The sequence below is a fragment of the Deltaproteobacteria bacterium genome (assembly GCA_029858205.1).
In the GTDB taxonomy this organism is placed as follows: domain Bacteria; phylum Desulfobacterota; class GWC2-55-46; order GWC2-55-46; family DRQE01; genus JAOUFM01.
The window spans coordinates 19,969-32,592 of the sequence record JAOUFM010000012.1; the positions used below are offsets into that span (position 1 = coordinate 19,969).

General features: G+C 51.8%; 16 protein-coding genes. 8 read left to right on the forward strand and 8 right to left on the reverse strand.

Annotated elements, in window-relative coordinates; genetic code table 11:
• Positions 1-10 precede the first annotated feature (10 nt).
• From rlmN to OEV59_08800, 5 genes are all read right to left on the reverse strand, one after another.
• Complete coding sequence (gene rlmN, locus OEV59_08780; GenBank protein MDH4227821.1) at positions 11-1,078, reverse strand: 23S rRNA (adenine(2503)-C(2))-methyltransferase RlmN; 1,068 nt, start codon at positions 1,076-1,078, stop codon at positions 11-13.
• Between the two features lie 34 nt (positions 1,079-1,112).
• The gene (locus OEV59_08785; GenBank protein MDH4227822.1) at positions 1,113-2,000 is read right to left on the reverse strand and encodes a protoglobin domain-containing protein; all 888 of its coding nucleotides are present in this window, start codon (positions 1,998-2,000) and stop codon (positions 1,113-1,115) included.
• Between the two features lie 17 nt (positions 2,001-2,017).
• The gene (ndk, locus tag OEV59_08790; GenBank protein ID MDH4227823.1) at positions 2,018-2,437 is read right to left on the reverse strand and encodes a nucleoside-diphosphate kinase; all 420 of its coding nucleotides are present in this window, start codon (positions 2,435-2,437) and stop codon (positions 2,018-2,020) included.
• A 97-nt stretch (positions 2,438-2,534) separates the two neighbouring features.
• Positions 2,535-2,774: a UXV-star family (seleno)protein gene (locus tag OEV59_08795; GenBank protein MDH4227824.1), complete on the reverse strand. Its 240-nt coding sequence runs from the start codon at positions 2,772-2,774 to the stop codon at positions 2,535-2,537.
• An 88-nt stretch (positions 2,775-2,862) separates the two neighbouring features.
• A complete protein-coding gene (locus OEV59_08800; GenBank protein ID MDH4227825.1) occupies positions 2,863-3,192 on the reverse strand; it encodes a DMT family protein in 330 nt (109 codons plus the stop codon).
• 185 nt (positions 3,193-3,377) lie between these two features.
• Between OEV59_08800 and OEV59_08805 the strand changes: the two genes are divergently transcribed.
• The 7 genes from OEV59_08805 (at position 3,378) to OEV59_08835 (ending at position 9,634) form a co-directional block, all read left to right on the forward strand.
• A complete protein-coding gene (locus OEV59_08805) occupies positions 3,378-4,400 on the forward strand; it encodes a hypothetical protein (protein MDH4227826.1) in 1,023 nt (340 codons plus the stop codon).
• Between the two features lie 106 nt (positions 4,401-4,506).
• A complete protein-coding gene (locus OEV59_08810; protein MDH4227827.1) occupies positions 4,507-5,568 on the forward strand; it encodes a hypothetical protein in 1,062 nt (353 codons plus the stop codon).
• 188 nt (positions 5,569-5,756) lie between these two features.
• The gene (locus OEV59_08815) at positions 5,757-6,278 is read left to right on the forward strand and encodes a MarR family transcriptional regulator (protein ID MDH4227828.1); all 522 of its coding nucleotides are present in this window, start codon (positions 5,757-5,759) and stop codon (positions 6,276-6,278) included.
• 103 nt (positions 6,279-6,381) lie between these two features.
• Positions 6,382-7,302: an NAD(P)H-binding protein gene (locus tag OEV59_08820; protein MDH4227829.1), complete on the forward strand. Its 921-nt coding sequence runs from the start codon at positions 6,382-6,384 to the stop codon at positions 7,300-7,302.
• 24 nt (positions 7,303-7,326) lie between these two features.
• Positions 7,327-8,253: an NAD(P)H-binding protein gene (locus tag OEV59_08825; protein MDH4227830.1), complete on the forward strand. Its 927-nt coding sequence runs from the start codon at positions 7,327-7,329 to the stop codon at positions 8,251-8,253.
• A 27-nt stretch (positions 8,254-8,280) separates the two neighbouring features.
• Complete coding sequence (locus OEV59_08830; protein MDH4227831.1) at positions 8,281-8,610, forward strand: hypothetical protein; 330 nt, start codon at positions 8,281-8,283, stop codon at positions 8,608-8,610.
• Between the two features lie 103 nt (positions 8,611-8,713).
• Positions 8,714-9,634: a DMT family transporter gene (locus OEV59_08835; protein ID MDH4227832.1), complete on the forward strand. Its 921-nt coding sequence runs from the start codon at positions 8,714-8,716 to the stop codon at positions 9,632-9,634.
• Positions 9,635-9,636: 2 nt separating this feature from the next.
• Here the strand turns inward: OEV59_08835 and OEV59_08840 are convergent, their stop codons facing one another.
• Genes OEV59_08840 through OEV59_08850 form a run of 3 tightly spaced genes read right to left on the reverse strand, consistent with a single transcriptional unit; the run spans position 9,637 to position 11,694 of the window.
• Positions 9,637-10,620, reverse strand: coding sequence for a diguanylate cyclase (locus OEV59_08840; GenBank protein ID MDH4227833.1), 984 nt, complete (start codon positions 10,618-10,620; stop codon positions 9,637-9,639).
• A 34-nt stretch (positions 10,621-10,654) separates the two neighbouring features.
• Positions 10,655-11,377 carry a DUF1571 domain-containing protein gene (locus OEV59_08845; protein MDH4227834.1) on the reverse strand — a complete coding sequence of 241 codons (723 nt, stop codon included), beginning with the start codon at positions 11,375-11,377 and terminating at the stop codon, positions 10,655-10,657.
• A gap of 17 nt (positions 11,378-11,394) precedes the next feature.
• Positions 11,395-11,694, reverse strand: coding sequence for a cupin domain-containing protein (locus OEV59_08850; protein ID MDH4227835.1), 300 nt, complete (start codon positions 11,692-11,694; stop codon positions 11,395-11,397).
• Positions 11,695-11,856: 162 nt separating this feature from the next.
• Here OEV59_08850 and OEV59_08855 point away from each other — a divergent pair, with 162 nt between their 5' ends.
• Entirely contained in the window at positions 11,857-12,507 is a 651-nt protein-coding gene (locus OEV59_08855) for a porin family protein (GenBank protein ID MDH4227836.1), read from the forward strand.
• Positions 12,508-12,624: the final 117 nt, after the last annotated feature.

The window sequence follows — 12,624 nt, forward strand, 5'->3', positions numbered from 1 at the left end:
AAACCATTCCTCACGATGCCTTTTCCTTTCGCGCCTTTAATTGTCCGCAGGCCGCAAGTATGTCCGAGCCCCGTGATTCGCGTATCACTGCCGTGTACCCGGCGTCGAGTAAAACCTTCTGGAACTTTAGCACATCGGCCCTTTCGGGCCTCTTGAAGGCGGCGCCGGGGAACGGATTAAAGGCAATCAGGTTTATCTTCGACGGAACGTCCTCCAGGAGCTTACAGAGCCGCCTCGCGTCCTCGATAGAATCGTTTACGCCTTTCAAGAGCACGTACTCGAAGGTAATGCGCCGTCTTGGCTTCAAGGGGTAGCGCCTTAGCGCGGCGAAAAGCTCCTTTAGCGGGTATTTTTTATTGATCGGCATGACCTTATTCCTGACATCGTCGGTTGTGGCGTTTAACGATACGGCAAGGTTTGCCGCTGTATCGTAACCGAGCTTTTCGAGCGCAGGCGCGACACCTGCAGTCGAGACAGTGACCTTTCTTGCGCCGTAGGCCATGCCGGACGGGTCTATCAAGATGTTTAAGAACTTTATGACGTTATCGTAATTAAGAAGCGGCTCGCCCATGCCCATCAAAACGATATTGGTCACGGCCTCGCGCCCTTTTACGCCGCCCTCGCGCACAAGCTGCTCTGCTGCCATCACCTCGCCGACAAGCTCGGCAACGGTCAAGTTCCTGCCTGCCCCGCCCTCTCCGGTCAGGCAAAAGGCGCATTTAAGCGAGCAGCCGCACTGTGTGGATATGCAAAGCGTGAGGCGTTCTTTTTCGGGTATGAGCACGCACTCAACAGGCTCCGAGTCCTCCATTTCGAGAAGCATCTTCACCGTGCCGTCGGCAGATTTAAGCACGGTCTTTATTTTGGGAAACGAGAGATAAAAAGACCTTTCCTTAAGCGCGGCGCGAAAGGACTTGGACACATCCGTCATGTCGTCGATGGCGGCGGCACGCTTGAAAAATGTCCACGCATAGAGCTGCCCGGCCCTGAAAGGCCGCTCATCCATGTCGGCCACAAGGGCCTCCATGTCCTTCAAGGAATAGTTTCTAAGGTCCAGGGATATTTTTTTAGGAGACATATGAAAAGGGCGGCAGGGGCGCGCCGCCGCAATACTACTTATCGAGCCTTGCTATGAGCCAGTACACACCGCCAAGCACCGCGAGCGCGGCAACAAGGGTTATCTGCGTGTCAACGGCCTCGCTGGAGAGCGAGGTAACGAGGATCTTTCGTATGACAGCGACCAGGGCAACACTTATGAACACCTTGACCGCGAACTTTCCGCCGCGCAGATGGTCTATCTCCGTGTCCATAAGCTCTATGACCACCCACAGCATGAGAAGCGAACCGAGTGTTGAGAGGATGCCCCTTTCTATCTCGCCGTGGTAGATGTGCGTAAGGTCGTATATAAAAAGCCCTATGACAAGAAGCCCCATGATAACGAGCCCTATCACAAGTATGAGATTGAGGCCGTAGGAAAAACGCTTGGAGAACTCAACAAGGAAACTCTCTATCTTATAAGAAAGGAAGAGTTCCTTTTTTTCCTCTTCGATATACGAACTCGTAAAGATGTCGAGGTTGATATCGAGTATCTTCTCAACCGAATGGGAGATATAGATAAGCTCTTTGGGGTCGGTTACGGCGCTTCTTAGTATGTCAAAGGCAAACCGCTTCACAAAGTGCATGGAGGCGTTGACGTAGTGCGCGTTAAGGTTTATCTTCACGTGCGCCTCGCCAACACGCTCGAGCATATGGAAGTACTGCGTGCCGTACTCGCCCGAAAACATAGCCATGAACCACTTGCCTATCGCGTCCTGGTGCTTTCTCACTATCTCGTCGTTTTTGAGGAACTTCGGCGTATCCTCGAAGTTCTTTACGTACTCATAGAACTCGCGAACGAACCTCTCCTGCTCCTTCTCCATGACAGGGCGCAGCTCGGAGAGGTTCTTTGCGTCGCTCGAGGTGAAGTTATAGTGTATCTTTATTTTTTCTATGCGCTCCATCGGGCTCCTGGCAAAAGTTATTTCCCAAACAGCTCGAATGCGTTGAAGAAGTACCCTATCTCGAATGCCGCGGTCTCCGGGGCATCGGAGCCGTGGACGATGTTACTCTCTACCGAATCCGCGAAGTCCTTTCTTATGGTGCCGGGGGCCGCGTTTGCCGGGTTTGTCGCGCCCATAAGGTCCCTGACCTTCTTTATCGCGCCTTCACCCTCAAGGGCCATCACGACCGCCGGGCCTGAGCTCATGAACTCTGTAAGACTTCCGAAAAACGGCCTCTCCTTATGCACGGCGTAGAAGCCCTCCGCGACCTTCCTGGTCATGTATACCATCTTTATGCCGACGACCTTCATCCCCGCCTTTTCGAACCTTCCCACAACCTCGCCTACGAGGTTCTTCTTTACGCCGTCGGGTTTTACGATACTAAGTGTTCTTTCCATTTTTAAAATGTGACTCCTCTCGTGTTTTTGTTTTAAGCGCGCCGTAGCGCGCTACTTTCACTCCGAAACCCGCAGACCTGCGGGCAATTTAGATGCCTCAGGTGCCGCCAAAACCAACGGTAACAACAGCGCCCTTTGGCGTGTCCTCGACGATTACGGGCACGTTTCTGTCGCCGCCGCTAAAGGCAAGCATCTTTTTTAAAAAATTCTCGTTACCCTTGACGTTCAAGTACTCGACCTGATAGCCGCGTTTTGCGTAGTCCTCTCTTGCGGCTGTCGTGTACGGGCAAGTATCCTTGCCGAATATAAGCACTTTTTTAGCGTCCTTGTCGACCATAAGATCACTCCTTTTCTAAAATTGCCGCACCTCGCGGCACTGTAAAAATATACCACCTAAACAATGCCTTGACAAGCAAATTGAGGACCTACCACTTCTTGAATATCACGAACACTGCCCCTGCTATCATTGCAAACCCGGCAAGGTGGTTCCACTTTAGCTCCTCCTTGAGATAGAGCACCGAGAACACGCAAAACACTATAAGCGTTATGACCTCCTGAATGGTCTTAAGCTCGGCTGCGCTAAACTGCCCGTACCCAATCCTGTTTGCCGGCACCTGGAAGCAGTACTCGACACTTGCGATGAGCCAGCTAAAAAGTATTGCCATCCAAAGCGGCGAGCTCTTGTACTTAAGATGCCCGTACCAGGCAATCGTCATAAAGATGTTCGAAACGGTCAAAAGAACTATCGTCTTCATACGTATATCCCAGCCTTTCTGTCCGGTCTACAAAACCCCGGTCAAGGAGAATTCTAACATAAGACTTTGCGCAAAACAAACCAACGAAAACTATGGGTTAGCGGCGCGTAAAACGCCGCTGAAAGCCCCCTGCAACTTGATTTTATAATTGACACGGCATACCTCAAAACGATATACTCCATAGCATGCACACATCTTTTTTAAGGAAATTGGCAATTACGACGGCTGTGTCCGCAATACTGCTGCTTGGCGCTGACACGCTCCGTGCCGAGGATGCTTCTTCCGGCGCCCCGGCTGTAGAGGCCGCCGATGTTCCGCTCGAAAACGCATCCGCCGCCGCAAGCCAGTCGGCTGGCAGCAACAAAAAATGGGCTCCGATACAACTGCTGATACAAAGGCCGTCGGCAGACGGCACAAGGGCCTTCGGCGTATTCCTTACAAAGAACGTCATAGGGCTAAGGCTCGGCCTCAACTATTCTCACGAAAAATACTCAGATGAAGGCACAAGCGTTTCAGGCCTCGACATAGGCCTGCCTAACTCGGTAAACCACGGCACCGTAGGCCTCCAGTTGGCGCCGTTTATGAACTATTCCCTTGGCACCTCGGTTGCCATTCAAATCGCCGCGGTGGCCAACGTGGCCAAACAGAACTTTAGCGGCATACAGATATCCCCAATCTATAACCTGACCATGAACGATAAGGACAAGACCTCGCTTACGTCCATATGCGCGCAGGCAGGACTGGCAAACAACTGCACCGCAAGGCAATCGCTGCAGTTTGGAGTTGGCAACTTCACGACGGCAAAAAACACCCTGCAGATAAGCGCATTGGCAAACATAGCATGGACCAAGGATACCGGCACTAACGGCATCCAGTTTGGCGGCCTCATATTCAATTATGCCGATTCTGTACGCGGCGCGCAGATAGGCGGCATACTCAATCTGGCATCCTCATCATTGGACGGCCTTCAGGTAGGCCTTATAAACAAGGTATTTTTCAACAGCGTGGGGACTAAACAAAAAGACGCACCAAACGGAAGACTGACCGGCATGCAGCTTGGCATCATCAACATGGCAGACGAAGTCAGGGGCGTGCAAATAGGCGTCATAAACACCACATACAAGCTAAAAGGCGTGCAGATAGGCCTTATCAACCTACACTACGACGGGCCAATTAAATTCATGCCTATCTTAAACGTGGGATTCTAATACCCGCCTGCAAGAATAATAACGCACTCCGTCTCTGCCTTACCCTTGCACAGATCTCACACTTGACACAATAAACGCGCCTTACTTACGTGCACACTCTTTCAAGATGCTACGGGAACATATGCCCAAGAGCCAACCGCAGGGATACAACATGAGCAGTATTTTCGCGCCTGCCCTGCACACTGTCGCTGCGACAGTATTCATTATTATGGCCATGGCAACCGCAGCCTCGGCAGAGATAAAAAGCTGCACTCCTGAAAACGCTCCCGTAGAGACCCTGCCCCCCGCGCAAAAGACCCCATTACAGCTTGTATTCCAACTTAGGCAAACAATGCCGGCAACAGGCATCCTGCTCTGCCGCGACGTATACGGACTGCGTATCGGCAACAGCCTAAGTGTAACCGCTCCTAAAGTGGTCGGACTGGACATCGGCCTTCCCTTTTCGGTTGGCAAGGAGGTAACTGGCATACATTTATCCCTGATTGGCAACATTTTATTGAACAAATTTAGCGGATTGCAACTTGGCGGCATCTACAACGTCACCAACGAATTCACCGGCATACAAATTGCTCCGATACTAAACATTGCCGGTACCGACGATAACGTTGCTTACGGCGTCCAGCTCGGGCTTATCAACTTCGCCGATTTACGCGGCGTGCAGGCCGGCTTAGTGAATCTTGCCGGAACATCAAGCGTTCAAATCGGCGGCGTATCCGCCGCCAGAGAAGCCCTTGTACAGGCAAGCATATTTTCAAATATTTTATTCGACCTTGAAGAACGCAATGTCTTTGTGCAGCTTGGCGGATTAATCGGCAACTATGCGACGAATGTCGGTTTATTCCAGGGGATAGGAGTGCTAAACATTGCAGACAAACTCTCAGGAGTTCAAGCCGGAGTCGTTAACATCGCCATATCGGACCTGGGCGGCTTACAAGTAGGTTTAATTAATATTGCCGACATAACCATTTTTGCAGACCGTCATGACAAGGACTATGCAAAAGTCAAAGGCGTACAGTTGGGACTTATAAACCACGCAGAATCGATTCGCGGCCTTCAGATAGGATTTGTAAACTCGGCAGTAAGCCTTAAAGGCGTGCAAATAGGAGCGCTAAACATCAACCGCTCCGGCCCGCTAAAGTTTATGCCGCTCGTAAATATCGGCTTCTAAACACTCTCGCCTTAAAAATCGCATAGCCAGCAACAATCTTGAGACCATCGCAACTCTTTGTTTTTCGTAGACTTTTCGATACTCACGTCTATCCGAAAAAAACTCACGAATATTAGAGTCTTGACAAAGCGGTCATCTTATGCTAAATTCAGAACGTACAGAACGCAGAAAATCCTAAGGGGCAGCCGATGGACTCAGGCACTAAAAAATTCGTAGACTCATGGGGCATGATGGGGCCTGTGTGGGGCATAAACGCCTCTGTTGCAAGAGTGCACGCGCTCCTCATAGCCAGCAGCGAGCCCATAAGCCTCGAGGATATTGCCGAGCGTCTTGGCATAAGCAAAGGTAACGCCAGCATGAGCCTCAAGGAGCTTAAGAACTGGGGGGTCGTAACACTTATAAAGGAGCCTGGCGACAGGCAAGACTACTACGTCACCGACCCAGACATCTGGAAGATATTCATCGCTATCGCAAAAGAAAGAAAAAGGCGCGAGTTCGACCCGGTATTAAAGCTTGTCAGGGAGTCGCTGCCGTTAATCGAAAAAGACGGCGCGTTGGTGGCAAAACGGTTCAAGGACATGGATGAGCTACTCACAACCCTCGACACGCTTGGAGAAAAGTTTCTCGAGAGCGAGACGGTTGCAAAGAGCATACTGGCCTTTGTCTCGAGCTTTACGAAGGTGGCAAAAACGCTAAGAGGGAAAAAGTAAAATTTTTTGCCGCAAGCGTTCAGAAAATACTGAACGCAGAAAACACAGCCGCCTCAACTCTCAAAAAAAGCAGGCGGCCAAAACCGAAAGGAGGAACCATGCCATGAAAGAAGAGAAAAGAGTAGACGTGGTAACAGGCGCATTCGGATTCACCGGCAGCTACATCACCGGGCTCCTCCTTGAAAAGGGCATCAGGGTGCGCACGCTAACAAACCACCCAAAAAGGCCCAATCCGTTCGGGAACACTGTCGAGGTATTTCCCTACAGCTTCGACAGCCCCGGAAAGATGGTCGAGGCAATGCGGGGCGCCCACACCGTGTACAACACCTACTGGGTAAGGTACAACCACAAGGACGCCACCTTTGGCCAGGGGGTTGCGAACGCGCAAAACCTCATACGCGCGGCAATAGAGGCCGGGGTAAAGAGGTTCGTGCACCTTAGTATCGTGAACCCGGATAAGAACTCGCCGTCAGGGTATTTTCGCGGCAAGGCGCTGATGGAGAGAACATTGATAGAGTCAGGGCTCTCGTACGCAATACTTAGGCCAACGGTGCTCTTTGGAGATAAGGGCATACTCATAAACAACATCGCGTGGCTCCTTAGAAGGTGCCCCGTATTCGCAATACCCGGAAGCGGCGAATACAGGATACAGCCCGTGCACGCGATGGATGTTGCAAAACTTGCAGTAGCGCTTGGCGAAAAAACGGAAAACATCATAACCGACGCCGTAGGCCCGGAGACGTACTCGTTTACAGGGCTCGTAAACCTGATAAAAAAGGCGGTCGGGAGCCGCACCGTCGTATTCCGTACGCACCCGAAGATCGCGTACTATCTATCAACACTTATAAACCCGCTTGTCGGCGACATAGTGATACACAAAACAGAGGTCGACAAAATCGCGCTGGATTGCCTGTCTTCATTCTCGGCGCCAAGGTGCAAGACGAGGCTTAGTGAATGGCTGCTGGAGAATAGCGATATCGTCGGCAGGAAATACTTCTCGGAAATAAAAATGCACTTCAAATAGACACTGCGAAAGGAGGAAGCCAAAATGGAAGATAACGGACGTTTCGACATAGTAACAGGCTCGTTCGGTTTTACCGGAAGATACATCACAAGGCTCCTCCTCGAGAAAGGCATCAGGGTGCGCACGCTAACGAACCACCCAAATAAGCCAAATCCGTTTGGAAGCCCGGTCGAGGTCTTCCCGTATAACTTCGATGAGCCAGGAAAAATGGTAGAAGCAATGCGGGGCGCCCACACCGTGTACAACACCTACTGGGTGAGGTTCAACTACGGCAGAACAAGCTACGGCCAGGCCGTTGCCAACGTCGAGAACCTGATACGCGCGGCAGTGGAGGCAAAGGTAAAGAAGTTCGTGCACATAAGCATCGCAAACCCAGTGGAGCCAGAGCCCGGCTCCCTCGACTACTATACGGGGAAATGGGTGATGGAGAACGCGCTAAAGGAGTCAGGGCTCGATTACGCGATAATACGGCCGACACTGATATATGGCCCTGAGGACATCCTCATAAACAACATCGCGTACTTTCTACGCCGCTTTCCGTTCTTCGCAGTGCCGGGGGACGGCTCCTACAGGGTGCAGCCCGTGTATATAGAGGACGTTGCAAGGCTTGCGGTGGAGCTCTCGGAAAGTAAAGATAACGTCGTATGCGACGCCGTAGGGCCGGAGATATATTCCTTCAGAGAGCTCGTGCACTCTATCAAGAAGCATACGGGTGGCCGCGCAATCGTATTAAAGGCCCCTCGCATTGCGGCGTATCTTTGCTCCAGAATGCTCGACCCGCTTGTAAAGGACGTCGTGCTCATCTGGGGCGAGGTAACACGCCTTATGGAGGAGCGGCTCGTCTCCAGGCACCCTCCTCTATGTTCCACGCGCTTTAGCGAGTGGATACGGGCAAACGGCGGTAGTGTAGGCGTAAAGTACTCATCGGAACTCGAACGGCATTTTAAATAAATAAAACTGCAAAAGGAGGATACGGATATGGGCTCAACGGAGATGTTTCTGATTGGAACCGGCATAACGATGGCGGCAAGCCTTATCGTGATATGGTACATGAAAAAGCCTCTTACGAGCCTACTCTCAGATCTTTGCGGCACTCACGAGAAGGCGTCTTTCTGGACGACATTTACGAGTATAATGCTGGTACTTACGCCCCTCTTCATAACTCTTTGCCGCACGCCGGACAATAAGCCCGATACAAACGCCTTTATGGAAATCATGGCGCAGTTCAAGTTCGGCGTATTCGCGCTTCTTGTAGCGGTATTTGTGATGGGCATGATTCTCGTAAGCTTCACACCGAAAAGAGAGTAAGCATTTCCTTTGACACACCTGACATGCGGGCGATATAATAAAAGCAGATGATTCAAACGCCGCGGGGGAAAGAAAGGCCCGCGGCGTTTTTTACTGAAAAACCATGCATAGCGACAACGCATCCATAAAAGGCTACGCGCTTGTGATACTGTCATCTCTCGGATTCTCGTTTATCCCGGTGCTGGCGTCCTTTGCCTACACACGCTACAGCGTAGACCCCACTACCCTTGCGCTGATGCGCACGTACGTTGCGTTGCCGTTCTTTGCCATAGCGCTTGCTACGACCGAGGGCTCAAACGTCTTCAAGATAACACTAAAGGAACTGGCATTCTACGCCTTCCTTGGCGCGGTGTGCGGCGGCCTCTCGATGCTTTTTGCCTTTCACTCCGTCGAGTTCGTCGGCGCATCCGTCTCAACGGTACTTATATTCACCTACCCTGCCATGACGGTAGCGCTTGGCACTTTTTTCTTCAAGGAAAAGGGGTCGGCAACGAAGTTCATTGCCGCGTTCATCGTCTTTATCGGATTGCTGCTTGTCCTTAACGTCGGAGGCTCCGGGCACCCCATAAACAGGACAGGCATCCTTCTTGCGCTTACCGCGGCCTTTCTTTTCGCTCTTTACCACATATACTGCGAACAGGCGATGAAAAAGAGCGCGCCATTAAAAGTCCTCTCCATGAACATGCTGATGCTTACGGTGTTCCTGACGGTTATCCTCGGCATCAGGACATACCCGCTGGACTCGGGGCTCTGGGCCATAGCTCTTATACTCGGAAGCGTGTGCGGGTTTCTCTCGATGCTCGCATTCCAGTTTGGCCTAAAGGAGCTTGGCGCGGCAAAAACAGCGCTCATAAGCTCGCTTGGCCCGGTATTTACTGCAACATGGGCGTACTTTGCGCTCTCTGAGACATTGTCCGCTACACAGATAATCGGGATGCTTGTGGTTATAGGCGGGATTATTATGCTTGAACTACTGGCAATAGCAGAACGCAAAAAGCGCAAAGCCCTCGACGCGGCCCTTTAGGGCTACCTCTCGATAGTTTCGACCCTGTTTCTTCCGTTGTGCTTTGCGTCGTAGAGGGCCTCGTCTGCAAGGGCAAAGAGCGCGTCCGCGCTGTCCTTCGGGGCCGGCAGTATAGAGGCAACGCCGGAACTTATGGTGACATAATCGCTTGCGCGCGAGCTTCCGTGCGGAAGTTTTTTGCCCTCCACGGCAGCCCTTATGTCTTCGGCAGCGGACGTTGCGTTATCGACGCCTGTATCGGGCATAACAACCACGAACTCCTCGCCGCCGTACCTCGCTACCATATCGCTTTTACGCCTGACCGTTGCCCTTATGGTCTTCGCGACCATCCTTAGGCAGTCGTCCCCCGCAAGGTGGCCGTGCGTGTCGTTATAGAGCTTAAAGTAATCGATGTCGATAAGTATCATTGAGATGGGCTTTTTCGCCCTGATACTGTGGGCGAAAAGGACCTCGATTGCCTCATCGAACCCACGCCTGTTGGATATGCCTGTGAGGCCGTCCAATAAAGACAGGTGCTTTAACTTTTCATTTGCCTCGCTAAGCTCTATGCCTATGCGCAAAAGCTCATCGGCCTGCTCGTTTCTCCTGTCTATTTCCTTTTTAAGCGAGAGAGCCGCCCTTATCCTTGCCAAAAGCTCTATTTCACTTACGGGTTTTGCGATAAAGTCGTGGGCCCCGGCATCAAAGGCCTCCTTTAAGACGTTTACGTCGTCGACGGAAGCAACCACGATAAACGGCGTATCCACGAAGTGGGACACGGCCTTGAACCTCCTGCACACCTCTATGCCGCTTATGTCCGGAAGCGCGGTATCTACGACCACAAGGTCTATGTTCTTTCTTATCCCTGCCTTCGAATTAAATCCCGCGACATCAAAGGCCTCTTCTGCGCTCGCGGCAAAGAGCACGGTGTGCACGCGCTGCGAGGCAAGGGCCCGCTCAACTATCGTGCAAAATTCTTTTGATGCGTCTATCACAAGTACGCTCACGTCCAATCCCCCTTAGAACATACCCCTTGCCATATCAATACCCGTAGGCCGGATTTTTCGGATCGAAATCAAAGGCAGTAAGCCCGGCATTCAGTTTAACCTTCTCGAAATGATACTCTTCGATAAATTCGTCGTTCCATCCGTAAACCGCTATGCCTGTCGGAATCCGCGTATCCTCGGCAATATAAACGACCACGATGTGGCCGTAGTAACCCTTTGCCGCCGGGAATACGCCCTTGTATATCTCTCTGCCGTCGTCGGAGAGGCCCTCGTATGTTATCACGGCATCGCGGTTTTTCAGATGACGGTTATAATCGTTTCTCAGCACCTTTAGCATGAAACCGAACCCGGAGTCGTATATGGGATGCAAATTGTCCTTCATGGCCAGGGAGCCCTTCGGGTCCAGGGAGGTATTCATGAAGCTCAGCATGCCACCGGTATGCGCGCGTATCTTATTATTGTTGGCGCCCTCGACATATATGACCTCGGTGCCGGCCCTTTTGCCCTCTGTCCACTTAAGATAAAAAGACCCGGGCTTCATGAACTTATATATCGTATTGCGCTCTTCCTTAAGCGTGCCTTTGACCACGACCTTTTTGCGGATGACGGAGGTATAATCGTTTACCGCCGCATACGCCTTCTCCGCTGCCTCGAGGGCGCTGCCGAAGTCGCGCTGCTTATCCGCTGCAACAGGGGCGCCTGGCAGGAGCAAGACGCCAAGCAACAGAGCAGTGATATGTAAAAGAAATCTCTTCATCCCTCTAGCGCTACGCATCATGCCGTCATGTGCACGGCAAAGGCAACAAACCTCTCGATTGCCCTTATGCCCCGTGTCTCGCCCTTATCCACTATGAGCATCATCCCGGCCGTAGCTTCGTAGTCTTTGCCTTCGACTGTCATCACGGCCTTGCCGCTAAGCACGTAGAATATGCCCACCCCGCCCGGATGCGGGGCAATCTGCTGCCCGGGCTCCATGCAGATTAGAGGAATCTTATACTCGGGCTTTACCCTTAAAATCCTCGGGATAAAGGTTTCTGAAAATCCGGTCTTGGCGTTTACATCGATTATTTCCATGAAAAAAACTCCCCTCCGGTGGTCAGACCTTTATTAAAGATATCAAAACAAGACATGATAAGCAACCGCTTTTGAGGGCTTCCTTGGCGCCATTGACAATAGCCGGATTCAGTGCTATTTTAAAAAAAGGGCATTGCAGAGCCGCGCCCAAGGAGGAATTCCATGAAAAAAGCATTCGTACTGGCGCTCATTACAGCGGCATTCGTGCTCACACCGTCCATTGCGCGCTCGGAGGGGTTTGTAGGCGCCTATCTTGGCTTTAACCTTCCAGACGACGCGGACGCAGCCGACATAAGCGGCTTTGGCGCGCCAACCGCATCCCTTGACATGGACCCTGGCATCGGGCTTGGCCTTCACGGAGGCATGTGGTTCGACAAACAAAACCTTCCATACTTAGGGCTCCTGCTCGACTATGACATCCGGGTATCGAACATCAGCGCGGTAAAATACCCGGCTATCACGTTTCCTGCGGAAGCGGGCTTTGTCGTGGCCTCATTCACGGCCAATGCCGCACTGAGGCTTCCCGAGGGCAAGGTAAAACCCTACGCGGGCATTGGCTTCGGTTTCGCCTCAGCTGTCATAGACGACGGCTACGTAACGGTCATCGGCGTGCCCATATACATGACCGGGGATGACGACACCTCCTCCATAACGCAGCTTTTCCTCGGCATCGATATCGAGCTAACGGAGATTGCCTCCATGTTCTTCGAGATAAAGAGAAGCTCCGCTGACTTCGAGTTCCAGGGAGATTGGTGGATAGACATGGAATACAAGTCAACGCAGATATATGGCGGCGTGAACCTTCGGTTCTAAGAAGAACCGATAAGAGCATCGAGAACACGGCCCGGCAGCATATCCCACTCAACCTCCAGACAAATAAAAAGCCCCTGCCTCTTTAGAGGCAGGGGCTTTGATGCTTACTATACGTAA